The sequence below is a fragment of the Photobacterium sp. ABD4_091 genome, from assembly GCF_056160145.1.
In genome coordinates, this window is record NZ_JBSWWQ010000005.1 from 1 (window position 1) to 22,924 (window position 22,924).

The window sequence follows — 22,924 nt, forward strand, 5'->3', positions numbered from 1 at the left end:
TGTTGACTATCATTTCACGAGTGCCCACACAGATTGCATGGTCAAATTGTTAAAGAACATTCACTCGACACTGCGTGTCGGTTGAGGCTGCGTATCTTACCAGCGCAATCCTCGGTGTCAACAATTAATTTCAAAAAACTTTCTTTAAAACTCTTTGCTGACAAGCCTTGCTAACAGATAGATTCTTATTTTGAAGAACTCACCAGTATTAATAAGCAAGGCCGGCAATTCTAGTCTTTTATGTCTCAGAGTCAAGCTCAAAAAAGGCATAAAAATTTATTCTGCCAACCACCAACAAGTTATCCACAATTTGTGAATAGCTTACTAAGAAGCTGTCATCCCGTTGGTGAGGCGGCATTATAGGGAGACGAGAAGTAATGGCAATGCTTTTTTTGACTTTTTTTGCCGACTGATGACAAAAAGAGCGTAAAAACGGAATAAATACAAAAAACAGCCAAGAAGTGGATATCACTCTCCTTTTTTGCAGCGTACCGTTAAGCGTAGACAACAAATGGCTGGAGAGTGGTACAACCTTAGGAATTTTTCAGATTGGGGAATTAAAGGTAGCTAACGACAAAGAATGGATTGAGTAAATCTTCGCGATGATATGACAAAGGTACTCCATCAAGAGTTTTAACCTGGCCCCCAGCACTTTCAGCGATGCATTGCCCAGCCGCGGTATCCCACATCATGGTCGGCCCTAAGCGAGGATAGAATTGCGCTTTTCCTTCTGCAACAAGACAGAACTTTAAGGATGACCCCGCTTCTTTCATCTTATATAGAGGGAACTGCGCCAAATATTCAGCTAACAGCGGACTTGGGTGAGAGCGACTCCCTACTATAACCGGTGTCTGTGCTGCTTCAGTCTTAATGGGTCTCCACTCATCATTACTGACACTCCATGCCTTACTGCCATTCCCCAACCAACTTATCTCTATTGCAGGCGCATGGACAACCGCTAGCACAGGACGCCCATTTTCAATCAGCGCGATATTCACGGTGAACTCGCCATTCTTGCGTAAGTATTCTTTGGTTCCATCTAACGGATCAACTAACCAAAATCGCTGCCAGTGCTTTCGTTCAGACCAAGGGATATGTGCAGACTCTTCAGAGACAATAGGAATTTCTGGTGTTAATGCTGCCAGCTTATCTAAGATAATGGCATTTGCAGCTAAATCAGCAGCAGTCACCGGGCTGCGATCGTCTTTTTCCGATACTTCAATATGAGAATGGTAAAGCGCCATGATGGCCTCACCAGCCTCCAATGCAATTTGGTACAACGACTCAAGCTGTTTTCCCACATGTCACTCCTTTGTCATTCGATAATATTGCGAGCTCTAAGCGCATCAACACACTGTTCAACGAGCTGTTGAACATCATGACTGCCAGCGGCTAAATGAATCTCGGCATTCAATGGCTGCTCATATTCTGAATCAATACCGGTAAACTGCTTGAGCTCACCTAATCGTGCTTTTTTATACAGCCCTTTTGGATCCCTCTTTTCACACTCTTCCAGAGGGGTATCAACAAACACCTCGAGAAATTCACCCGATGGCAGCATATCACGCACCAACTGACGTTCATGACGATGGGGAGAAATAAACGCACTTAATACAATCAACCCAGCATCAGCCATCAGTTTCGCTACTTCACCGATGCGGCGGATATTTTCCCGGCGATCTTCCGAGGAGAATCCAAGATCCTGGCAAAGGCCATGGCGAACATTATCACCATCAAGTAAGTAAGTGTGGTAACCCAATTCGGCTAAGCGTTGCTCCAGTGCGCCAGCTACCGTCGACTTACCGGCACCACTAAGCCCTGTGAACCATAATACTGAAGGCTGCTGGTTCTTTTGCTTGGCCCGGTAGGTTTTGTCTACTTGGTGTGTATGCCAAACAATATTGTCATTATTGACCGTACTAATAGCCGAGGTCATAGATAACTCCATTTATATGTCTTGTTAAAAAGGGAATAGTCGAGGTATCAGGGCTAATACAACAGCCGAATACACTAATGAAATAGGCAGCCCAATCCGTAAGTAATCTTTCAGTTTGTAATTACCTACGCTATAAACCAACAAGTTAGTTTGATACCCATAGGGAGAAATAAAGCTGGCACTGGCACCAAATAATATAGCCATGATGAAAGGCATAGGATCAACGCCATAACTAATTGACAAACTGTAGGCGATAGGGAAAGCCAACGCTGCCGCTGCATTATTGGTTACCAGTTCGGTTAATACCAAAGTCAGCAGATATACTGCAACCAAAGCACCATACATCCCCCAGTCGGCAAACCCTGTCATTAACATCTCACCCATGCGCTCAGAAAGACCACTTGAGAGCATCAGCTGGGCCAATGACAATGCAGAGCCAACAATCACGACAATATCAATGGGAAAACGGCGCTTAAGCTCGGCAAATGTCACTACTCCTGTGGCTATCAGCACAACAAGGTATGCAGCTAGCCCCTTTATAATAGGAAGGACATTCAATAACGCCGCAGCAATCACCATCATAAAGCCGAACAGCACCGTCAGGCTCTTTTGGCTATCGAGCCTAGCACTGGAGTCCAGCCCATTGACCAAAACGAACTCACGATTAAGTTGCTGCTTTTTACTGTTGAAGTTTTTTCCCGGAACGACCACCAAGGTATCCCCGGCATGGAGCTCAATATTACCAAGCCCACCAGCCAGCCTTTCATGACCACGGCGAATAGCCACCACCACCGCATCAAACCGCTCACGGAACTGAACACTCTTCAATGTCTTGCCCCGGATCCCCGCCGAATGACTGACAATAACTTCCAGCATTGACTGGCCGTTAAGGTGATGCTGGCCAAAAAGCTGGAGGCCATTAATTTCCTGCAGGGTTGTTACACTTTCTACATCACCGCAAAACAATAGGGTGTCGCCTGCCTTGAGTTGTGTATCAGGACACACTGGCGCCAACGTCTCCCCATCGCGGATAATTTCCGCCAAGAACAGCCGACGCAGTGCCCTCAAACCATTTTCGGCTACCGTTTTACCCACCAACGGGGAACCACCAACCACTTTGGCCTCCAAAAAATAAGGAAGATCGTCTTGCGAGTTCTCGTCATAGATAGGAAGAAGGTAGCTGAGCGGGATCAAAATCAACAACCCAATCACCAGCACTGCCAAACCGATAGTCGTCGGCGCAAAGAAACCCAAGCTGGGCAACCCGGCATCTTCGACAAAACTATTAATGATCAGGTTTGTCGAGGTACCGATTAGGGTCAGGGTTCCCCCGAGAATGGCAGTATAGGATAGAGGGATCAGCAAACGAGATGGCGCGTGGCGCTGATTACGCTTGATCGCACCGATCAAAGAAACCACGACTGCCGTATTATTAGTAAAGGAAGAAAGAAAAGCGGTCGACAGGCCAAGCTTTGCCACCACCGTCGATTGTCCCCCACTCGATATCTGCTTACCGACCCAACTTATCAGGCGGGTTTTTTCCAAGCCAATAGAAACAAGGATCAGTAACACCAAGGTTAATAGTGATGAATTCGTAAAATTGCCTGCCAACGTCGGCAAATCAATCATCCCAGCCTGAAAGCCGATAAAGGCCGCACCTGCAAATAAATAAGCAGGCTTGATCCTTGTCGTCAGCAGGCAGGTTACTATCACCATTAACATGGCGAGAACCATTCCTTGTTCCCATTGCATCATCAATTACCCCAGCAACTTACTGATATCCTTCGCCTGCCAATGAGGGAAGTGTTTGCGGATCAGGGCATTGAGTTCAACTTCAAATGCAGAGACCGAGGTTGATACGATATCTTGTTCGCCAGCCAATGCTTCCCGAACCATACCGGCACCGACGGTCACATTGGTCAGGCGATCGATAACGATAAAACCACCGGTATCCGGACTATTCAGATACGGGTCAACCGCTATGGACTCTGTCAGGGTCACTTCACACAAACCAATGCCGTTAAGTGGCAGGCTGCCTACTTCAAATTTGCCGAGGTTATTGATATCAACCTGATGGCGAATAGCTGAAACACTACCTACTGTTTTCTTGCCTGCGACTTTAATGTCGTATTGGCGTCCCACTTCAAGCGGAGCTTCGGCCATCCAAACAATATCGGCCAGCAGGTGGTTACCCAATACGGCCTCGTTGTCTGCCGCCACCAAGGTATCGCCACGGCTGATATCTATTTCATCAGCCAGAGTCAGGGTAATCGCCTGGCCAGCAAAAGCAGCAGGCAAATCACCATCAAATGTGACAATACGCTCGACCTGCGACTGTTTGCCCGATGGCAATACCTTGACGCTATCTCCCACCTTTACAGTGCCTGAGGCGACAGTGCCGGAAAAGCCACGGAAGTCTAGGTTAGGCCGATTAACATACTGGACAGGCAGACGGAAATCACCAGACTGGCGATCGACATTGATATCAACCGACTCCAGCATCGCCAGTAGAGAATCACCGTCATACCATGGCGTTTGGTCACTAAGATCGACCACGTTATCCCCTTCTAGCGCCGATAGCGGCACCAGTTTGATATCCAGTTGCGGGTTGAGTTGTTCAGCAAACGCCAAGTACTCATCACGAATAGACTCAAAGCGTGATTGCTCAAAGCCCACCAGATCCATTTTATTAATTGCCACAATGAAGTGACGGATGCCGAGCAAACTGGCGATATAGGAATGGCGGCGGGTCTGATCCAGCACTCCTTTACGGGCATCAATCAAGATAACCGCGACATCACAGGTCGAGGCTCCGGTTGCCATATTACGGGTGTACTGCTCATGACCAGGGGTATCGGCAATAATGAACTTACGCTTCTTGGTCGAGAAATAACGGTAAGCGACATCAATGGTGATCCCCTGCTCGCGCTCAGCCTGCAGGCCATCCACCAGCAACGCCAAGTCAGGCTTATCACCTGTAGTACCGACCTTCTGGCTATCGGCATGGATCGCTGCAAGCTGATCTTCATAAATCTGCTGGGAATCATGGAGCAGGCGACCAATCAGGGTACTTTTACCATCATCCACCGAGCCGCAAGTCAGAAAACGCAGCAGGGATTTGTTTTGGTGCTGATCGAGGTAGGCTTCAATCCCTAACTCGGCCACTTGTTGTTCAATTGCACTGTTCATTATTCTCTCCTTAGAAGTATCCCTGGCGTTTCTTAAGCTCCATCGAGCCAGACTGGTCATGGTCAATGGCTCGGCCTTGACGCTCACTTGACGTCGCTACCAGCATTTCTTCGATAATGCCCGGCAGCGTATCGGCCTCAGACTCAATCGCCCCTGTTAGTGGGTAACACCCCAAGGTTCTGAACCGCACACTCTTTTGTTCTATCTGTTCACCTGGCTGCAGCTTCATCCGATCATCGTCGACCATGATGAGCATACCGTCGCGCTCAACAACAGGACGTACGGCAGAGAGGTACAAAGGTACGATTTCGATACCTTCCAAGTAGATGTATTGCCAAATATCCAATTCGGTCCAGTTGGACAATGGGAAGACGCGGATACTTTCACCCTTGTTGATTTGACCGTTGTAGGTTTTCCACAGCTCCGGACGCTGGTTCTTCGGATCCCAGGTATGGTTCTTGTCTCGGAAGGAGTAAACCCGCTCTTTGGCCCGGGATTTTTCCTCATCGCGGCGTGCCCCGCCAAAGGCTGCATCGAAGCCGTATTTATTCAGAGCCTGCTTGAGCCCCTGGGTCTTCATGATGTCGGTATGTTTGGACGAGCCATGGGTAAACGGGCCAACACCCATCGCCAAGCCTTCAGGGTTTTTGTGTACCAGCAAGTCAAAGCCGTACTTCTCGGCAGTGCGGTCACGGAACTCAATCATTTCCCGGAACTTCCAGTCGGTATCGACGTGCAGTAACGGGAAAGGGATCTTGCCCGGATAAAACGCCTTGCGGGCAAGGTGTAGCATGACCGAGGAGTCCTTACCGATTGAATACATCATGACGGGGTTATCAAACTCGGCAGCAACCTCACGGATAATATGAATACTCTCCGCTTCAAGTTGCTTTAAGTGGGTAAATCGTTTCGGGTCCATTACTCTCTCCATGCTAAGCCAGTTTCACCACGGCACCTTGCTGATCCATCTCGGGATGAGCCGGTTGTGGTTGCTTTCCGAACCAATGTAATTTTTCTGATAGGTTGACCACTTCACCGACCACAATCAGTGCCGGGGAAGCCGCCTGTTGAGCTAAGTCGTCCAACTCATCGAGTTGGCCTTTGTAAATTTTCTGGGTGGGTTGGGTACCGCGTTCAATAATGGCAACCGGGGTAGAGGCTGCGCGGCCGTGCTGAATCAATTGCTGCCTAATATCGGAGGCATTCATCAAGCCCATATAAATCACCAGGGTCTGGTTACCCCGAGCCAACGTCTGCCAGTCCAGTTGATCACTGCCAGCCTTGAGATGCCCGGTGACAAACATCGCGGTTTGGGCATGCTCCCTGTGCGTCAGAGGAATGCCGGCATAGGCAGTCGCACCGGCAGCGGCAGTGATACCAGGAACGACCTCGAACGGAATGTTATGGTCGAACAAGACTTCCAGCTCTTCGCCACCGCGACCGAAGACAAAAGGATCTCCCCCCTTCAGGCGAACCACACGCTTACCCTGCGAGGCATAGTCCACCAGCAGACGGTTCGTCTCGGCCTGCGGCACACTGTGAAAGCCGGCTTTTTTACCGACACACACCCGCTCAGCATCGCGGCGAACCAGATCCATCACCTCTTCCGAAACCAAATAATCAAACAGCACCACATCGGCTTGCTGCAGTAATTGCAATGCTCGAAGTGTCAACAACCCTGCATCACCCGGCCCGGCACCGATCAGAGCCACTTCACCTTGAGTCGATAGGCCTTGGCTAAGTTGCTCCAACTCCTGCTCGGCCGATTCAACCTGGCCAGCAGCAACCAAAGAAGCAAACCGTCCATTGAAGGCTTGCTCCCAGAATCGGCGGCGGGCAGAGAAAGAAGTCACGGTCTGAGCCAAGCGAGAGCGGAAGCGCCCGGCAATTGTTGCCATCTTGCCAATATGCTGTGGCAGTAGCGCTTCTAGTTTTTCGCGGATCAGCCTTGCCAAGACAGGAGCTTGGCCTGATGACGATACCGCAACGATGATGGGGGAGCGGTCGACGACGGATGGCACAATGAAACTACAACGCTGGGTGTCATCCACGACATTCACCAAAACCTGTCGTTGGTTAGCTGATTGGTAAACCAGCGCATTCACCGCCTTGCGCTCAGTGGCGGCGATCGCTAGGAAAACGCCATCAAGATGGTGGGGCGAAAACTCCTCTGCCACATATGTCACTTGGCCGTTTTCGACAGCCTGCTGGAAAAGCGGCGACAGCTCCGGGCTGATGACCTTTACGTCAGCCCCTGCCTTAAGCAGCATCCTTGCCTTGCGCCAGGCAATATCATTGCCACCGACAACTAGGCAAGGCCGGCGCTTTAGATCAGCAAAAATTGGCAGATAATCCATGTGAGGGTGCCCCTAAGAATCCATTGATAGAAGCACTATAGTTGCGGTGATTTATTACCTGAAATTCTTAAATTTCATTTTTTATTCCAAAAAGTTCACCCCAAGATTTATCTCTCGTCGCTTTGCTAAAAACAGCAATAAATCAGTTTATTTAGACAAAACCCTGCATTTATCGCGAAAGGAATGATTCATCACAGTGATATAGGCGAATGACTCATAAGCTATACCTTTTTGTCCTAGGCTTATGCGTAGCCGAAATGTTCCTTTCTGAGGCAACCGTTTTCGACAACATGAGAAAATGCGCAGAAAAACGCGATTAATCACACATAAAAGCTATTCTTTTGCGCAAATTTGGGAGCGTTTTTGTTACCTTATGCACGCTTTCCTATACCGACACTCACGGAGAAAATTATGAAGTTATCAGCCAAACCCTTATCCCTTGCGATTTTGGGTGGCATGCTGGCTATGGCAGGACCGGCTACAGCAGACACCATCAAGCTTCGCATCCTGGAAACCACGGATATCCACACTAATGTCATGGACTATGACTACTACAAAGACAAGCCGACCAAGAAAACCGGCCTAGTCCGTACCGCGACATTGGTAAAGCAAGCCCAGTCTGAAGTAACCAACAGTGTTTTGGTTGATAACGGTGACTTGATCCAAGGTAGCCCTATGGGTGACTACATGGCAGCTAAAGGGCTAAACGCTGGCGATATCCACCCGGTTTACAAGGCGATGAACCAGCTTAACTACGAAGTCGGTAACATCGGTAACCACGAGTTCAACTACGGCTTGGACTTCCTCGACAAAGCTATCGCAGGGGCCAACTTCCCTTACGTCAACGCCAACGTCTATGACCTGAAAACCGGCAAAAACCTGTTCACTCCCTATGTGATTAAGTCGCACACCTTCAAAGATACCGACGGTGCCGAGCACGAAGTGAAGATCGGTTACATCGGCTTTGTCCCACCGCAAATTATGGTATGGGACAAGCGTCATCTGGAAGGCAAGGTCAAGGCTGAAGATATCAAACAGTCTGCCGAGAAGTTTGTACCGCAAATGAAGGCGGAAGGCGCTGATATCATTGTGGCTATCCCGCACTCTGGCGTCTCTGCTGATCCTTACAAGGTAATGGCTGAAAACTCGGTGTACTATCTCACAGAAGTAGAAGGCATCGATGCAATCGCCTTTGGCCACTCACACGCGGTGTTCCCAAGCAAAGCTTTTGCTAATCTGCCAAATACCGATGTGGAAAAAGGCACTATCAACGGCGTACCTTCTGTTATGCCTGGCCGCTGGGGTGATCACCTGGGTGTGATTGACCTAGTCCTGAAACAGAAAGGCGACAGCTGGACTGTAACCAGTGCGCAAACCGAAGCCCGCCCTATCTTCGATAAGATCAAAGGCGAAGCTATCGTAGAAGCCGACGAGAAGATGGTTGAAACAATCAAGGCCGAGCACGACGGTACCCGTGAGTTCGTTAACCAACCTATCGGCAAAGCCAACGATGTGATGTACAGCTTCCTGGCTCTAGTGCAGGATGATCCGACGGTTCAAATCGTCAGCCTAGCCCAGCAGGATTATGTTGAGCGCTTTATCCAGGGCGATCCGGATCTAGACGGCATTCCTGTGCTCTCTGCTGCTGCCCCGTTCAAGGCAGGTGGCCGCGGCAACGATCCGACAAACTTTACCGAAGTCGAATCCGGCCAGCTGACCTTCCGTAACGCGGCAGATCTCTACCTGTACCCGAACACCCTAGTGGCATTGAAAGTTACCGGTAAAGAAGTAAAAGAGTGGCTAGAGTGTTCTGCTGGCCAGTTCAACCAAATCGACCTTAACAGCAACAAGCAGCAAGGTCTGATCAACTGGGATGGCTTCCGTACTTACAACTTCGATGTGATCGACGGCGTGAACTACAGCATCGATGTATCTCAGCCAGCCCGCTACGACGGTGACTGCAAGCTGATCAATGACAAGGCTGAGCGTATCCAGAACCTAACTTTCAACGGTAAGCCAGTTGACCCAGCGCAGCCATTTATCATCGCCACCAACAACTACCGCGCATACAGCGGCAAGTTTGCCGGTACCGGTGAAGACTTCATTGCTTTTGCTTCGCCAGATGAAAACCGCACCATTGTGGCGGACTACATCACCCGCGTCAGCAAAGAGCAAGGCGAAGTGACACCAAGTGCTGACAACAACTGGCACTTCGCTCCACTGAAGAATGAGAAAGAGCTAAACATCACTTTCGAAACCTCTCCAGGTGACAAGGCGGCCAACTTCATCAAGGAAAAAGCGCAGTACCCAATGGAGAAAACCGGTACTGACGAAATCGGCTTTGCGATTTACCGAATCGATCTACAAAAGTAAGCCAGCTAACTGATTAACGTTGACCATACCGCAGCCTCGGCTGCGGTATTTTTTTGTTAAGATGAAAACACGGTCAATGTGATACCCAACCCTGTGAGCAAAAAATGAAAACAGCCCTAGCCCAATACCTTCGAGACCATGGTGCCGATGACGAGACCATCAATCACGCCCTTGATCTTGCAGAGCCGATGGAACTGCCGACCCGTCACATATTGCTCAACCAAGGGGAACTGCCCAATCATGCTTTCTTTCTGGTCGATGGCATTTGCCATGCCTGCTACCTGACTCCCGAAGGACGCCAGTTCAGCAAGGAGTTCTACTGGGAGCAAGAGCTGATCCTGGGGTTTGAGAGCCTAATTACCACGCAGGTTTCCGAATACTTGCTGGAAACCCTGTCCGCCAGCCAAATACTCGCTTTGCCCTTGGCTGTAATCGAAGAATGGAAAACCCGTTGTCCAAATATCTATATGGCGTTACTCGAAAGACAACTGTTGTTCAAAGAGCACAAAGAACGCTTTATGCTGATCCATACCCCCGAAGAGCGCTACACCCTGTTCTGCGACCGCTTCCCTGAACTACACGCTCAGCTTGCCGATTATCAGATAGCCTCTTATCTGGGGATTACCGCCACCAGCCTAAGCCGGATCCGCGCCAGGCTCAGTGAAGAAAGTTAATCGGGCGAGAGCCAACTTGCCTTAAGTTAATGCCAACGCCTTTGAGGTAATTTATCCTCAAGGAAGAGTGAATAATACGTACCATCAGGAGAACGACATGCAATGGCAGTGCCTCAGCTTTGACCAACTGACAACCCACCAACTTTATGATCTGCTCAAATTGCGCTGCGATGTCTTTGTGGTCGAGCAAGAATGTGCCTACCCAGAGCTGGACGACCATGACCGACAGGCCGGCACTCACCACCTATTGGGCTATCAAGACAATACGCTTGTCGCCTACCTCCGTCTGCTGCCCGCAGGAACAACCTATGACGCAGTGAGCATCGGCCGGGTCGTTACCGCCCCGGAAGCCCGAGGCAAAGGGGTGGGCAACCAACTACTCGAGCAAGGCATCGCTATGACCGAGCAACTGTGGCCGGGAGAGACTATTGAGATCGGTGCCCAATCGCACTTGCAACATTATTACCAGCGCTATGGCTTCGAGGCATTTTCAGCAGAATATCTGGAAGACGGTATTCCGCATATCGATATGCGCCTGACCAAAGAGTGATATACCCAAGTTACCTCAATAGCCAGATAGCAAAAAAGCCACCGAAGTGGCTTTTTTGTTGTACCGGTTTCAATGCATCGGTCGTTTACTGGGTACGGCGGACAAAACTGCCGTCCGACCGGCGGAAGAACAACACCGGCTCGCCATTGCGCCCTTCAATTTGCAACGCATCCAATCCGCCCTTTGCAGTCTGACGGTAACGCAGCCATTGCCCGGCTTTGATCCGGCTCAGAGGCTTGTCGTCTCCTTCAATAGCGGCAACCGCGTAGAGATCATTGAGCGGTAAATTGTGCTGACGGAAAATGTTAGCCAAGGTCTCGCCGCTTTTTACCTGATAGCGCTGCCAGTCAGCACTGGCCGACTGCGTTGAGGTAGTGGCCTTTTCAGATGGTTTGGCTGCAGGCTTCGCAGCTACTGGCTGGCTTTTGACCGGCCGACTTTCAACTGGTTCTAACGGGGTTATACGAGAAGGACGAGGCGGAGATACCGGCTCTTCCCTATCACCAACTGCGACACGCTGTGGCTGCTGGCTTTCCAGATTCAGGGACAGCTCGCGACGGACTGGCTCTGATGAAGTAGGCTGTGAAGCTTTGTCACCTCCGCCGGGTAGGATCATTAATACCGCTACCACAGGTACAAGCACCATCAAGGCACGACGGTGCAATTGGGGTAACTGTTGCCATTTGCTTGCCAGCGGAGCAAACTTGGCACGGATAACCGTACTTCCTTGTTTCAACGCCTCCTTATCCAAGGAGATACGAGGCCACGTAAATTCACTCTTTTTGTTCGAACGGCGTTTGGCCTGTCCCATAAACAACACTCCAGCGCTATCAAATTCACGCTATCCATCGACAGCTTGTTACAATGGTTTACCCCTAGGGGGAGAAACTGTTATCCTGCCTGCTTTATTCACTCTACTAAAGAGATGACACCATGTCTGACGTTAAACTAGATACAGTTGAAACTAAAGCAAGCTACGGTATCGGTCTTCAAATGGGCCAGCAACTAGCACAAAGTGGTCTAGAGGGCCTAAATGTTGCTGCTATCGCTAAAGGTATCGCGACTTCTCTAACTGGCGACATGCCAGAAATCGAAGTTGACGACATCAACAACGCACTACGCGACCTACACACTCGCGCAGAAGCTGTTCGTCAAGAACAAGCTCAAGCTGCAGCAGCAGAAGGCGAAGCGTTCCTAAAAGATAACGCACTACGCTCAGAAGTTACAGTAACTGAATCTGGTCTTCAGTACGAAGTTCTTGTTGAAGGTAACGGTGAAATCCCTACTTCAGACAAGCAAGTTCGTGTTCACTACCACGGCCAGCTAACTGACGGCACTGTATTCGACAGCTCTGTTTCTCGCGGCCAGCCTGCAGAGTTCCCAGTAACTGGCGTAATCTCTGGTTGGGTTGAAGCTCTTCAGATGATGCCTGTTGGTTCTAAGTGGAAACTATACATCCCACAGAACCTTGCATACGGTGAGCGCGGCGCAGGTGCAGCGATCCCTCCATATGCAGCACTAGTATTCGAAGTAGAACTACTAGACATCCTTTAATCGCCCTCGCGATTGATGACAAAACGGTGCTTCGGCACCGTTTTTTGTTTCCAGCACTTCAATTAACTAACGACCATCCTACCCAAAGTTTGGCTTTTTTTATCTTTTAATTCATTTTTTGCCACAGATTTTGGTATCTCACCCGCATTCCTGACTAATCTTAAATGGGACACCTATAGTCGACGCCTACATGGAGGATTGCGAAAGATGTACCTATTGACCCAAGCCCGCGCCAAAACCTGGCTACTACTGCTTGTCGGCAGCTTGATGTTGCCTGCCACCAGCCACGCCTTCAGCCTTTCGGACTTATTTGGCGGTGGGGACGAAGAAGCGGCTTCGACACTCAACAACCCACTGACTGATTTACTCAGCAGCCAACTTGATGTTTCCACCGAACAAGCCGCAGGTGGGGCTGGTGCCCTGCTTTCCATCGCCGCGAGCCAACTTGGTGGCGAGCAGGCTTCCGAGTTAACCAATATGCTCCCGGGGCTTGATGCCCTGACTGGCAGCCTACCGCCTGGCACCAGTGCCTTGCTGGGTAATATGGATACCATCAATCAAGTATTCAGTGCCCTCGGCATGGATCCGAGCATGGTGAGCCAGTTTATCCCGGTCGTTATGCAGTTTCTGGGTGACCAGGGAGCTAGCGCCGGATTACTCGATAACCTAGGCAGTATCTGGCAAGCCGCAGGCTAACCTGAACATACCTTAAAAAATCGCGCGCAAAGATACCGCGCATCATCGAGCCTTCTGTCAGACAGATGTAAAAAAGCCTTACTCAGCAATGAGTAAGGCTTTTATTTTCAATACGGTTTGTGGATTTAGCTAGATGCCAGAACCATCGGCTTCAACATCATCCTCATGAAGGCCGCACTCACGCTTGAGGCCAAAGAAGCGGGTTTCCTCTTCCTTCATACCCGGCTGCCATTTCTGGCTAGTGTGGGTATCACCGACAGACAGGTAACCTTCATCCTTGAGCGGATGGTAAGGCAGCTGGTGCTCGGCGAGATACTGCTCGATATCGCTGTCGCTCCAGTCAATCAGTGGCAGGAATTTGAACAAGCCATTCTGTACCGCCAGCACCGGCAAAGTAGCCCGGCTCTGGGATTGCTCGCGACGCAGTCCGGAGAACCAGGTAGATACCCCGAGCTCATCCAATGCACGGCGCATCGGCTCAACCTTGTTGATACGATTATACTGTTTGATACCGTCTAGACCTTGCTCCCACAGTTTACCGAAACGAGCTTCCTGCCAATTCGGGCTGAGCTCTGCACGGTAAACATGCAGGTTCAATTTCAGTCGCTCAGTCAACTGATCGACAAACTGGTAGGTCTCAGGAAACAAGTATCCCGTATCCGTTAAAATCACCGGAGTATCAGATTTGATCCGAGTTACCATGTGCAGCATCACCGCCGACTGAATACCAAAACTCGAGGCAAGGGCAATCTGCCCCGGCAGGTTATCCAATGCCCATAGGATCCGCTGCTGGGCAGACATCGCTTCGAGTTCGGCATTGATCTCAGCCAGTTTAAGGATTTGTTCCACCTTGCTGGCCTGCAGCAACGCGGCATATTGGCTATCAAGCATAAAAATCCCTCTTTGAGATCAGAACCGGTTCGATGATCCCGGCACGAATAGTAAAATTACCAAAGTCTTCGCCGGCTTCACGCTCCTTGGCCCAGCGGCCAACCAAGCTATCCAGTTCAGTCAGAATTTGCTCGACCGTGATATTCTCGCGGTACATTTTCGGAATACGGGTACCATTACGGTTACCCCCGAGGTGCAAGTTATAGCGCCCTGGCGCCTTACCCACCAATCCCACTTCAGCCAACATCGCCCGGCCACAACCATTCGGACAACCGGTGACACGCAAAATGATATTGTCATCCTTCGGTAAGCTGTGTTTTTCCAGCAGTTGCTCGATGTCAGTCACAAACTCCGGCAGGAAACGCTCTGCTTCTGCCATTGCCAGCGGACAGGTCGGCAGCGACACACACGCCATGGCATTTTTCCGCTGCTCAGACACACCATCATCGATCAGACCGTGATCGCGCGCGATCTTTTCGATCTTGCCTTTATCGCTGGCCGGCACGCCGGCAACGATCAAGTTCTGGTTGGCGGTCATACGAAAATCGCCTTTGTGAATCTTCGCAATCTCCGCAGCCCCTGTTTTCAAGGGTTTACCCGGGTAATCCAGCAAGCGGCCGTTCTCAATGAACAAAGTCAGGTGGTGCTTGCCATCAATGCCTTCCACCCAGCCGATGCGATCGCCGCGCTCGGTAAATTCATAAGGGCGGCTTGAGCCAAAAGTGATCCCCGCCCGTTTCTCGACCTCGGCCTTGAAGACATCAACGCCGACTCTGTCCAGGGTATATTTGGTTTTGGCGTTCTTACGATTAGAACGGTTGCCCCAGTCACGTTGGGTCGTTACCACCGCCGCCGCAATATCCAAGGTGTTTTCCAGCGGCACAAAGCCAAAATCATCAGCTTTGCGCGGATAGGTCGCCTTGTCGCCATGGGTCATCGCCAGGCCACCGCCCACCAATACATTAAAGCCCACCAACTGGCCTGCTTCGGCAATCGCGACAAAGTTCAGGTCATTGGCATGGACATCGACATCATTTTGCGGCGGGATCACCACGGTCGTCTTGAACTTTCTTGGCAGGTAATTGCTGCCCAGAATTGGCTCTTCGTCCGTTGTCTCCAGCTTTTCACCATCGAGCCAAATCTCGGCATAAGCGCGGGTTTTCGGCAACAGGTGCTCACTGATTTTCTTCGCCCACTCATAGGCTTGCTGATGCAGCTCAGACTCTACCGGATTGGTGGTACACAGCACATTTCGGTTCACATCCCCTGCAGTCGCGATGGAATCGATGCCAATCTTGTTAAGGGTCTGGTGCATCAGCTTGATATTTGGCTTAAGCACACCGTGAAACTGGAACGTCTGGCGGGTCGTCAAACGCAGGCTGCCATACAGCGAGTGCTCCTCGGCAAACTTGTCTATCGCCAGCCACTGCTTAGGGGTTATCACCCCACCCGGCATCCTTGCCCGCAGCATCACATTGTGCAGCGGTTCGAGTTTCTGCTTGGCACGCTCGGCACGGATATCACGATCATCCTGCTGGTACATACCGTGGAAACGGATCAACTGGAAGTTATCGGCAGTAAAGCCACCGGTGATCCTATCATTCAAATCTTCAACAATGGTGCCGCGCAGGAAGTTACTTTCACGCTTGAGGCGTTCGTTATCCGACAGTTTTTGCTCGCTCATTAGTACACATCCTTTTGATAACGCTTGCTCTTGCGTAGTTCACTCAAATATTGCTCTGCCTGCTCACGGCTCTGTTTGCCCTGTTGCTCGATGATCGTCACCAGCGCATCATGGACATCTTTGGCCATGCGGGTAGCATCACCACACACATAAATATGGGCGCCGTCCTGCAGCCACTGCCACACCTCGGCAGCGTGCTCGAGCAAGCGGTGCTGGACATACACTTTCTCGGCCTGATCACGGCTAAATGCCACATCAATCCTATCGACTACACCTGATTTCAAGTACTTCTGCCATTCCACCTGGTACAGGAAGTCTTCGGTAAAGGTACGGTCGCCAAAGAACAACCAGTTCTTGCCATCAGCCTCACGGTTATCACGCTCCTGAACAAAGGCACGGAATGGGGCGATGCCAGTACCAGGGCCAACCATAATCACAGGTGTTGCATCGTTTTCCGGCAGCTTGAAGTGGTTATTCGGCTCAACAAAGACCCTGACGCTGTCTCCTTCTTCCAGGCGCTGGGCCAAGTAACCAGAGGCGCCACCCTGACGGGTTTCTTCGCCTTTCTGGTATTCCACTAGCCCTACAGTCAAATGGACTTCCTCACCTACCTCTTTCTGGCTCGAGGCAATAGAGTAAAGACGCGGGGTCAGGCGGCGCAGCAAACCAAGCAGCTGTTCGGCACTCAGGGTTGCTTTTTTCTCACTTAGCACATCAATAAGTTGGGTATTGCCAGCGTATTCGCGCAGCTTGTCTTTATCCTCGACCAGCTTGGCCAGCTTTTTACTGCCGGAGAGTTCGGCATACTTGGTCACCAACTGCGGGTTAGACAGTGTGATCTCATAATGCTTAACCAGTGCCTCTTTCAATGATACCGGCTCGCCATCCACCTCAACTTGCTCATCAGTAGCCAGCCCCACTTTGGCTAACACCGCCTCTGCAAGAGCAGGGTCGTTGTCATACCACACCCCCAGCGCATCTCCCGGCTGATAGGTCAGCCCGGAGCCTTCTAGGTCAATTTCCACATGGCGGACATCTTTGCCTGACTGTCGGCCGGTAATTTTCTGGCTGGCCAGCAGCGCGGCCGGGTATGGGTTCTTCTTGCTGTACGCTGGGACAGCAGGCGAAACTTGCCCTAGAGGCAACTGAACCACATCGGCTTCAGCTCCCTGATCTGATTTCAAGGCTTCCTCAACCTTTTCCAGCGCTTGGGCGCGCCATTCTGTTGCCGCTGACTCGTAATCCACGTCACAATCCAGGCGAGGGTGGAAAGCGGTCGCGCCCTGTTTGCTAAGGAAGGCATCAAAGTCTTTCGCGGTCTGGCAGAAGAATTCATAACTGGAATCACCCAATCCCACCACGGCGTATTGCAGGTTAGGTAGCTTCGGCGCCTTTTTCGATTGCAGAAATTCATGCAGCTCAATGGCATCATCCGGCGCTTCCCCTTCACCATGGGTGGAAGCAACGATAATCACATGGGTTTCCTTGGCGAGGTTTTTTCCCTTGTAATCGCCGGCAGCAAAAATATCAGCTTTGATGCCCTTGGCATCCGCTTCCTCTTTCAATTGCTCGGCAACCCCTTTGGCATTACCGGTTTGGGAAGCATAAATAATAGTTAGTTTGCCAGCAGGCTGAGTACTGGTTGCCAATGCCGGTGCTGAGGCAGGCTGAGCCTGGCCTGACACCTGGGTTTGGCTTAGGCCCCAAAAATAACCACTGATCCACGCCAGCTGTTGTGGCGATAACTCGGCGGCAGCCTGCTGCAGTTGACCTATTTGCTGATCATTGAGCGGGCTAGCCAGAGCTGAAAGTTCCTTAAGTAACATGACACGACGATCCCTATACATTGCGTATGGGTTAGATTAGCTACTCAGAGAAATAACAAGAAAGAATAGATAAGAATGTTTTATAACGATTTGTAAGGGTGAAGGGTAAAAAAAACTGCAGGCCATGCTGCAGTTTTTCTAAGTAATTCAGAAAGTATCGGCTATCCTCACCTGGTGAAAACCGACTTCGAATGCCCGCTCGGTGGCGGTATCGATATCGTGGTAACACTTCTCGCTGCCCGAACCATCAGTGAGGGGAACGAACCCACCCCGACGGTGGCGGAACTCAACAATCCATCCGTTAGCTTGGATAGATGGTTCAATTACAGCTTCCACAATCTCGCTATTGGTATAGAGGTTCTGCAACTCTGTTAACGTCATAAGCCCCTGCCCTTTTTCAGTTTCACCTTTTATAAAGGTGGTACAAAACCGAGAAAACAGGCAACAAAAAAGCCACGATTTCTCGTGGCTTTGGAATAGAGGCTTTAAAGTAATCGCTTAGATATCGATTTCTGCACCTAGGAACCAACCGTCAGCGAAGAACTCACCGCCGTTAGATATGAAATCAAAGTCGTAGTCCATCACACGGTAGCCCGCACGTAGGTTCAGATCAGCCGCAACCAGTGGAATGCTCCACTTCACGCCCGCTTGGCCGTCTACTGTGCTGGTGCTGTCGTAGTTACCGAAGTTCAGATCACCGAACAGCGAAACTGGTGTCATTGGAATACCCAGCTCAACATTACCGTAGATGTTTGGCTGCCACTCGCTGAAGCTTTCATCACCGAACTTGCCCGAGTTGAACTTACTCATAGTGACACCGATATCGAACGCAACCGCGTCGTTATCCAGGATTTCGTAGTAAGCGGTGTAGTCAGTCTGGCCGAAGGAAACAATACCATTGTCCACATCGGTGTAACGCAGACGGAAGTTTGGTACCAATGGAACAAAGTGTTCGAACGCCACGTAGTAAGAACCAGATGTGTTGCTGTCAGACTCGCTACGACTATCATTCACCTTGGCATCTGTGAACCAAGCATCGGCACCGGCTTTTACCCCAAAAAGCGTTGCTGCCTGGGCAGGTACTGCCGCAGACAGTGCGACAGCAGCGGCTACCGCAGAAAGCGCTAATTTTTTCATTTTGAGTCTCCGCTCTTTATTAGTATTTCATTAAAAAACGGCCAGACTATAGCAGATGCCGGTTAAGAAAACTGCACCTGCAATGTCAATCATCTACTTTCTTTTCAATTTTTTACATTCTATTTTTAGGCCGCCAATCCAGCGGCCATTAACGGTAATAACGCTTTCTATGGGCTTGCTCGGCCTTGTGCTCACGGTAGAACCACACCGCAACCGCAATCAACAGCAACCAGGGCAGCAATTTAAACATTACCCCGATCATGCCTGCAACCGCCATCACCACAAAGCCAGCGGCAACGGCCAGCGCCATTCCCAAGATACTCACACCGGTACAAACCAGTACCACCGCAAACACCAGCAAAAATAAAAACTCGATCATCGCTCTCTCCTTCGACTTCCCGTAAACGCCTTTGGCAGCATCATTGCCTTAGATGATTTAGGTATTGCACAAAGCAGACCAAGTTGCAGAAAAACCAATAGCCCATAAAAATCAGCACATTAAAAAAGGCACACCGCAAACGGTGTGCCTTGATAATCTTTATATTGGTCTAATTCGCCAATAGGCTGGCTTATTTCACCATTGCATTCCGATTGGGTTAAACATCAAGGTGGGCCGGGATCTTCGCCATGGCCTGCTCCAACACCTCAATACCAGAACCTGGCTTATGGGCATTCTCGCTGATGTGACGGCGCCACTGGCGTGCACCCGGCATATTCTGGAACAAGCCCAGCATATGGCGGCTGATATGGTTGAGGTAAGTACCTTTGGCCAACTCACGCTCGATATACGGGTACATGGCTTCCACAATCTCGCGGCGTTTTTTCACCGGTTTGTCTGAGCCATACAGGCGCTGATCCACTTCCGCCAGCAGGTAAGGATTTTGGTAAGCTTCGCGACCTACCATCACACCATCCATATGCTGCAGGTGTGCCTCGATCTCTTCCATCGTTTTCACCCCACCATTGATGCCCATGGTCAGGTGCGGAAAATCTTTTTTCAGCTGATATACACGTGGGTAATCTAGCGGCGGGATCTCACGGTTTTCCTTCGGGCTCAAGCCGCTCAACCATGCTTTTCGGGCGTGGATAGTAAAGTCTTCACAGCCACTCTTTTCGCTGACAGTACGGATAAAGTCTGTCAGGAACTCATAGGAGTCTTGATCATCAATACCGATACGGGTCTTTACCGATACCGGAATATCCACCACTTCACGCATCGCCGACACACACTGGGCAACGAGATCCGCTTCTCCCATCAAGCATGCACCGAAACGGCCATTCTGAACCCGATCAGACGGGCAACCAACGTTGAGGTTGATCTCGTCGTAACCGCGTTCTGCAGCCAGTTTGGCACACTGAGCCAGATCTGCCGGGTTTGAACCACCAAGCTGCAACACCAGCGGGTGCTCTTCTTCGTTGTAGGCCAAGTAATCACCCTTACCGTGAATAATGGCGCCTGTTGTCACCATTTCGGTATAAAGCTGGGTGCGCTCACTGAGCAGACGATGGAAATAACGGCAATGGCGGTCAGTCCAATCGAGCATTGGCGCAATGGAAAAACGACAGTCCGGGTACTGACCCGCCTGTGCTTGCTCATTGTTTGACTGTTCGTTCATTACAACAGCAGTATCTGTCATCGGAAACCTCATTATCGACCGCTAAATCTATCGTTCCTGGCGCAGGGAACACCGACGCCAAGGATCTTACAACGCTGTAAGGAGGCGGATTCTACCCTATTCCAAGCGCTATCCCAAATCACATCGTCTACAGCCTGTAATCTCAGGCAGCCAATACTGTAAAACCCCACATTAACTGTGCCGCACACAGAAATAAAAAGAACATTACGCTCCTTTCACTAACTTAAAATACAGCAATAAAAACAAAATCTTAATACCACCAACAAGACCACTGTACAGCTTTACATACTTTTGGACACTAGCAACCCAAGAATAAAACCAAGAAAGCTGAACAGACATATAAACCATTGAAATATAGCAATTATAAATCCGCCCTACTTAGGCGCACAAACGATAGGGCAGCTTTATCCTGAACATCACAACCTTTGCTGTACACCATTCCCGACAGGACTGCCCGAACAATAGTCAATAAAAAGATCATCATGATCCAAAATCACCCTCTTTTTTGATCATGGTAGGCGATTTGCTTTGAGTAAAAAGATCATCATAGGCTAAATACTTAGCTTAAAAAGACTACTATAGGCAATTTGCTCTATTCAAAAGTAACATCATAGGCCAATTGAAAAATAATATTTCAAACAAACACATAACTTATTGATTATTAACAGATAAGTATTTTGACACCAATGGTATAAATACTTATTAGCTCTATGAAAAAAAAGCAAGAAAAGCTGAACGCCAAAAACAAGCATTAAAAATCAGACACTTAAGACCGATGTGTTTATAAATAAAAAAACGTACAGCTTTATGGTCAACAACCATAAAAAAGCAGCTATCAGGAAGGGGGGAGGTAGGAAGTGCGCCAAGCTGCGACCGTCAATGACTGTTTTTCGGTATGATTAACGGAATCACCATTACTCAGCTCAATTTGGCCACGAGTATGGTAATATGAAGTACTTATCGCTTGTATTTTGAGGTTATATGGCAAATAAAGGTCAGTTGCTGGCAACCGCCCAGCAGCTCTGTGAGCAACGAGGAGTAAGACTGACGCCTCAAAGACTGAAGGTTCTGGCATTGATCATTGAACACCACAGTTCCATCAGTGCCTATGAACTCTTGGACTTGCTGCGTGAAAGCGAACCCCAAGCCAAACCGCCAACGGTATACCGAGCGCTGGACTTTCTTCTTGCCCAAGGCTTTGTGCACAAAGTCGAATCAACCAATAGCTACATTGCCTGTTGCTTACTGGGCCATGCTGATCATTGCTCCCAGCTCCTTATCTGTAGCCAGTGCGGTAAAGTCGAAGAGTGCCATGACGAAGAGCTTGCAAAACTCCTTCGCCAACGCGCCGAGCAACGGGGCTTTGAGGTGACGAACCATGTCGTTGAAAGCCATGGTGTTTGCCAGCATTGTAAAAACAAGTAAGTTATTATCCAGACAGAGATCGTCGTTATAAAATTATGCGCGCAGAATTCGTAAACCCCTTCTTAGCGTCACTGTTGAATGTTCTCAAAACAATGGCGTCAATGCAGCTGGCTCCCCAAAAACCCCGGCTGAAAAAAGATGAAATTGCCAGAGGCGATGTATCCGGCCTAATTGGCATGGTCGGCCCGAAAACCAAGGGATCAATGTCGATCACCTTTGATGAAGGGCTAGCACTGGAAATCATGCAGAGAATGCTGGGCGAGCGCCCGCATAGCATCAATGAAGAAGTAACAGACATGGTGGGTGAAATCACCAATATGGTCACAGGCGGTGCCAAGCGTATCCTTGCCGAGAAAGGCTACGATTTCGATATGGCGACCCCGGCAGTGGTCTCCGGCCGCGGTCATACCATTACCCATAAGTGTGATAGTGCCATTATTATCATGCCGTTTGATTCCGAATATGGAAAAGCCTTTATTGAGATATGCTTTGACGGCTAAAGGCCACCTCTAGAGATCCTTGAGGCTTTCAGCTAGCCCTGCCCGCTGAAAGTCTTTCCCTTCACATATCATTAAACTTATCACTTTGATTTTTATGTGAAGTTGCCACAAATCTCAAATAAAATACTACCAACTGTCATATATTCGATCTAGACTCGATATGCTGGATAGGCATCAATGCGCTTATGCTTTGTTGCCCCCCTGCGTGTCATTTTGCTTCCCCGTAGGGGCTAAGCAAGGAAATACCCTCATTCAAAGGAAAGATCGTAACATGAACAAACTGACTGGAACCGTGAAATGGTTCAACGATGAAAAGGGCTTTGGCTTCATCTCTGGTGCTGATGGCAAAGATGTATTCGTCCACTTCAGTGCTATTCAGGCTCAGGGCCGTCGCACCCTACATGAAGGTCAAAATGTCGAGTTCATCGTAACTGATGGTCAGAAAGGTCCACAAGCTAGCGAAGTTGTTGCTCTGTCTTAATGCCGCCGACCGAC

At 49.7% G+C, this 22,924-nt stretch carries 22 protein-coding genes; 8 read left to right on the forward strand and 14 right to left on the reverse strand.

The annotated features are described in order from the left end of the window. Nucleotides 1–557: 557 nt before the first annotated feature. The 6 genes from cysQ to cysG are packed head-to-tail and all read right to left on the reverse strand — an operon-like array spanning nt 558 to nt 7,482. Complete coding sequence (gene cysQ, locus ACXAGQ_RS26775; RefSeq protein ID WP_475258100.1) at nt 558–1,301, reverse strand: 3'(2'),5'-bisphosphate nucleotidase CysQ; 744 nt, start codon at nt 1,299–1,301, stop codon at nt 558–560. A 14-nt stretch (nt 1,302–1,315) separates the two neighbouring features. Beyond that, nucleotides 1,316–1,936: an adenylyl-sulfate kinase gene (gene cysC / locus ACXAGQ_RS26780; RefSeq protein ID WP_475258102.1), complete on the reverse strand. Its 621-nt coding sequence runs from the start codon at nt 1,934–1,936 to the stop codon at nt 1,316–1,318. 24 nt (nt 1,937–1,960) lie between these two features. Then, nucleotides 1,961–3,688, reverse strand: a complete 1,728-nt coding sequence (locus ACXAGQ_RS26785; protein WP_475258256.1) for an SLC13 family permease — start codon at nt 3,686–3,688, stop codon at nt 1,961–1,963. A gap of 6 nt (nt 3,689–3,694) precedes the next feature. After that, entirely contained in the window at nt 3,695–5,125 is a 1,431-nt protein-coding gene (gene cysN, locus ACXAGQ_RS26790) for a sulfate adenylyltransferase subunit CysN (RefSeq protein WP_475258103.1), read from the reverse strand. 10 nt (nt 5,126–5,135) lie between these two features. Continuing rightward, complete coding sequence (gene cysD, locus ACXAGQ_RS26795) at nt 5,136–6,044, reverse strand: sulfate adenylyltransferase subunit CysD (protein ID WP_475258104.1); 909 nt, start codon at nt 6,042–6,044, stop codon at nt 5,136–5,138. 13 nt (nt 6,045–6,057) lie between these two features. Then, the gene (gene cysG / locus ACXAGQ_RS26800; protein WP_475258105.1) at nt 6,058–7,482 is read right to left on the reverse strand and encodes a siroheme synthase CysG; all 1,425 of its coding nucleotides are present in this window, start codon (nt 7,480–7,482) and stop codon (nt 6,058–6,060) included. Nucleotides 7,483–7,893: 411 nt separating this feature from the next. On the opposite strand from cysG, the gene ACXAGQ_RS26805 reads away from it, so the two are divergent. The 3 genes from ACXAGQ_RS26805 (at nt 7,894) to ACXAGQ_RS26815 (ending at nt 11,079) form a co-directional block, all read left to right on the forward strand. Then, nucleotides 7,894–9,855, forward strand: coding sequence for a bifunctional 2',3'-cyclic-nucleotide 2'-phosphodiesterase/3'-nucleotidase (locus ACXAGQ_RS26805; protein ID WP_475258106.1), 1,962 nt, complete (start codon nt 7,894–7,896; stop codon nt 9,853–9,855). A gap of 104 nt (nt 9,856–9,959) precedes the next feature. Continuing rightward, nucleotides 9,960–10,529 (forward strand): Crp/Fnr family transcriptional regulator, encoded by a 570-nt coding sequence (locus ACXAGQ_RS26810; RefSeq protein ID WP_475258107.1) that lies wholly within the window; start codon nt 9,960–9,962, stop codon nt 10,527–10,529. Nucleotides 10,530–10,626: 97 nt separating this feature from the next. Continuing rightward, complete coding sequence (locus tag ACXAGQ_RS26815; protein ID WP_475258108.1) at nt 10,627–11,079, forward strand: GNAT family N-acetyltransferase; 453 nt, start codon at nt 10,627–10,629, stop codon at nt 11,077–11,079. 85 nt (nt 11,080–11,164) lie between these two features. Here the strand turns inward: ACXAGQ_RS26815 and ACXAGQ_RS26820 are convergent, their stop codons facing one another. Then, complete coding sequence (locus tag ACXAGQ_RS26820) at nt 11,165–11,890, reverse strand: LysM-like peptidoglycan-binding domain-containing protein (protein WP_475258109.1); 726 nt, start codon at nt 11,888–11,890, stop codon at nt 11,165–11,167. A gap of 122 nt (nt 11,891–12,012) precedes the next feature. Between ACXAGQ_RS26820 and ACXAGQ_RS26825 the strand changes: the two genes are divergently transcribed. After that, on the forward strand, nt 12,013–12,633 hold the full coding sequence (locus ACXAGQ_RS26825) for an FKBP-type peptidyl-prolyl cis-trans isomerase (protein WP_475258111.1): 621 nt from the start codon (nt 12,013–12,015) through the stop codon (nt 12,631–12,633). 207 nt (nt 12,634–12,840) lie between these two features. After that, on the forward strand, nt 12,841–13,329 hold the full coding sequence (locus tag ACXAGQ_RS26830) for a DUF2780 domain-containing protein (protein WP_475258112.1): 489 nt from the start codon (nt 12,841–12,843) through the stop codon (nt 13,327–13,329). A 129-nt stretch (nt 13,330–13,458) separates the two neighbouring features. Here ACXAGQ_RS26830 and ACXAGQ_RS26835 read toward each other — a convergent pair whose 3' ends face one another. The 7 genes from ACXAGQ_RS26835 to dusA form a co-directional block, all read right to left on the reverse strand. Continuing rightward, complete coding sequence (locus tag ACXAGQ_RS26835; RefSeq protein WP_475258114.1) at nt 13,459–14,220, reverse strand: phosphoadenylyl-sulfate reductase; 762 nt, start codon at nt 14,218–14,220, stop codon at nt 13,459–13,461. Beyond that, on the reverse strand, nt 14,213–15,904 hold the full coding sequence (gene cysI / locus ACXAGQ_RS26840) for an assimilatory sulfite reductase (NADPH) hemoprotein subunit (RefSeq protein ID WP_475258116.1): 1,692 nt from the start codon (nt 15,902–15,904) through the stop codon (nt 14,213–14,215). The genes ACXAGQ_RS26835 and cysI overlap by 8 nt, the downstream gene beginning before the upstream one ends. Further along, nucleotides 15,904–17,730 (reverse strand): assimilatory sulfite reductase (NADPH) flavoprotein subunit, encoded by a 1,827-nt coding sequence (locus ACXAGQ_RS26845; RefSeq protein ID WP_475258118.1) that lies wholly within the window; start codon nt 17,728–17,730, stop codon nt 15,904–15,906. The genes cysI and ACXAGQ_RS26845 overlap by 1 nt, the downstream gene beginning before the upstream one ends. A 147-nt stretch (nt 17,731–17,877) precedes the next feature. After that, nucleotides 17,878–18,111, reverse strand: a complete 234-nt coding sequence (locus ACXAGQ_RS26850; protein WP_107300958.1) for a thymidylate kinase — start codon at nt 18,109–18,111, stop codon at nt 17,878–17,880. A 117-nt stretch (nt 18,112–18,228) separates the two neighbouring features. Continuing rightward, complete coding sequence (locus tag ACXAGQ_RS26855; protein ID WP_475258120.1) at nt 18,229–18,867, reverse strand: TIGR04219 family outer membrane beta-barrel protein; 639 nt, start codon at nt 18,865–18,867, stop codon at nt 18,229–18,231. 148 nt (nt 18,868–19,015) lie between these two features. Continuing rightward, a complete protein-coding gene (gene pspG, locus ACXAGQ_RS26860) occupies nt 19,016–19,246 on the reverse strand; it encodes an envelope stress response protein PspG (RefSeq protein WP_475258121.1) in 231 nt (76 codons plus the stop codon). A 217-nt stretch (nt 19,247–19,463) separates the two neighbouring features. Further along, complete coding sequence (dusA, locus tag ACXAGQ_RS26865; protein WP_475258258.1) at nt 19,464–20,483, reverse strand: tRNA dihydrouridine(20/20a) synthase DusA; 1,020 nt, start codon at nt 20,481–20,483, stop codon at nt 19,464–19,466. A 1,002-nt stretch (nt 20,484–21,485) separates the two neighbouring features. Between dusA and zur the strand changes: the two genes are divergently transcribed. From zur to ACXAGQ_RS26880, 3 genes are all read left to right on the forward strand, one after another. Further along, nucleotides 21,486–21,929 (forward strand): zinc uptake transcriptional repressor Zur, encoded by a 444-nt coding sequence (gene zur / locus ACXAGQ_RS26870; protein WP_475258123.1) that lies wholly within the window; start codon nt 21,486–21,488, stop codon nt 21,927–21,929. Between the two features lie 35 nt (nt 21,930–21,964). Then, nucleotides 21,965–22,429, forward strand: coding sequence for a chemotaxis protein CheX (locus ACXAGQ_RS26875; RefSeq protein ID WP_475258124.1), 465 nt, complete (start codon nt 21,965–21,967; stop codon nt 22,427–22,429). Nucleotides 22,430–22,700: 271 nt separating this feature from the next. Then, nucleotides 22,701–22,910, forward strand: coding sequence for a cold-shock protein (locus tag ACXAGQ_RS26880; RefSeq protein ID WP_036822839.1), 210 nt, complete (start codon nt 22,701–22,703; stop codon nt 22,908–22,910). The last annotated feature ends 14 nt before the right edge of the window (nt 22,911–22,924 follow it).

What these genes read in the sequence shown, in the direction of transcription:
- cysI (WP_475258116.1), bottom strand. Translation starts at nt 15,904, where the DNA reads ATGAGCGAGCAAAAACTGTCGGATAACGAACGCCTCAAGCGTGAAAGT.
- ACXAGQ_RS26815 (WP_475258108.1), top strand. Translation starts at nt 10,627, where the DNA reads ATGCAATGGCAGTGCCTCAGCTTTGACCAACTGACAACCCACCAACTT.
- cysC (WP_475258102.1), bottom strand. Translation starts at nt 1,936, where the DNA reads ATGACCTCGGCTATTAGTACGGTCAATAATGACAATATTGTTTGGCAT.
- cysN (WP_475258103.1), bottom strand. Translation starts at nt 5,125, where the DNA reads ATGAACAGTGCAATTGAACAACAAGTGGCCGAGTTAGGGATTGAAGCC.
- cysD (WP_475258104.1), bottom strand. Translation starts at nt 6,044, where the DNA reads ATGGACCCGAAACGATTTACCCACTTAAAGCAACTTGAAGCGGAGAGT.
- cysG (WP_475258105.1), bottom strand. Translation starts at nt 7,482, where the DNA reads ATGGATTATCTGCCAATTTTTGCTGATCTAAAGCGCCGGCCTTGCCTA.
- ACXAGQ_RS26845 (WP_475258118.1), bottom strand. Translation starts at nt 17,730, where the DNA reads ATGTTACTTAAGGAACTTTCAGCTCTGGCTAGCCCGCTCAATGATCAG.
- ACXAGQ_RS26875 (WP_475258124.1), top strand. Translation starts at nt 21,965, where the DNA reads ATGCGCGCAGAATTCGTAAACCCCTTCTTAGCGTCACTGTTGAATGTT.
- zur (WP_475258123.1), top strand. Translation starts at nt 21,486, where the DNA reads ATGGCAAATAAAGGTCAGTTGCTGGCAACCGCCCAGCAGCTCTGTGAG.
- ACXAGQ_RS26830 (WP_475258112.1), top strand. Translation starts at nt 12,841, where the DNA reads ATGTACCTATTGACCCAAGCCCGCGCCAAAACCTGGCTACTACTGCTT.
- ACXAGQ_RS26785 (WP_475258256.1), bottom strand. Translation starts at nt 3,688, where the DNA reads ATGCAATGGGAACAAGGAATGGTTCTCGCCATGTTAATGGTGATAGTA.
- pspG (WP_475258121.1), bottom strand. Translation starts at nt 19,246, where the DNA reads ATGATCGAGTTTTTATTTTTGCTGGTGTTTGCGGTGGTACTGGTTTGT.
- dusA (WP_475258258.1), bottom strand. Translation starts at nt 20,483, where the DNA reads ATGAACGAACAGTCAAACAATGAGCAAGCACAGGCGGGTCAGTACCCG.
- ACXAGQ_RS26850 (WP_107300958.1), bottom strand. Translation starts at nt 18,111, where the DNA reads ATGACGTTAACAGAGTTGCAGAACCTCTATACCAATAGCGAGATTGTG.
- ACXAGQ_RS26880 (WP_036822839.1), top strand. Translation starts at nt 22,701, where the DNA reads ATGAACAAACTGACTGGAACCGTGAAATGGTTCAACGATGAAAAGGGC.
- ACXAGQ_RS26825 (WP_475258111.1), top strand. Translation starts at nt 12,013, where the DNA reads ATGTCTGACGTTAAACTAGATACAGTTGAAACTAAAGCAAGCTACGGT.
- ACXAGQ_RS26835 (WP_475258114.1), bottom strand. Translation starts at nt 14,220, where the DNA reads ATGCTTGATAGCCAATATGCCGCGTTGCTGCAGGCCAGCAAGGTGGAA.
- ACXAGQ_RS26855 (WP_475258120.1), bottom strand. Translation starts at nt 18,867, where the DNA reads ATGAAAAAATTAGCGCTTTCTGCGGTAGCCGCTGCTGTCGCACTGTCT.
- ACXAGQ_RS26820 (WP_475258109.1), bottom strand. Translation starts at nt 11,890, where the DNA reads ATGGGACAGGCCAAACGCCGTTCGAACAAAAAGAGTGAATTTACGTGG.
- ACXAGQ_RS26805 (WP_475258106.1), top strand. Translation starts at nt 7,894, where the DNA reads ATGAAGTTATCAGCCAAACCCTTATCCCTTGCGATTTTGGGTGGCATG.
- ACXAGQ_RS26810 (WP_475258107.1), top strand. Translation starts at nt 9,960, where the DNA reads ATGAAAACAGCCCTAGCCCAATACCTTCGAGACCATGGTGCCGATGAC.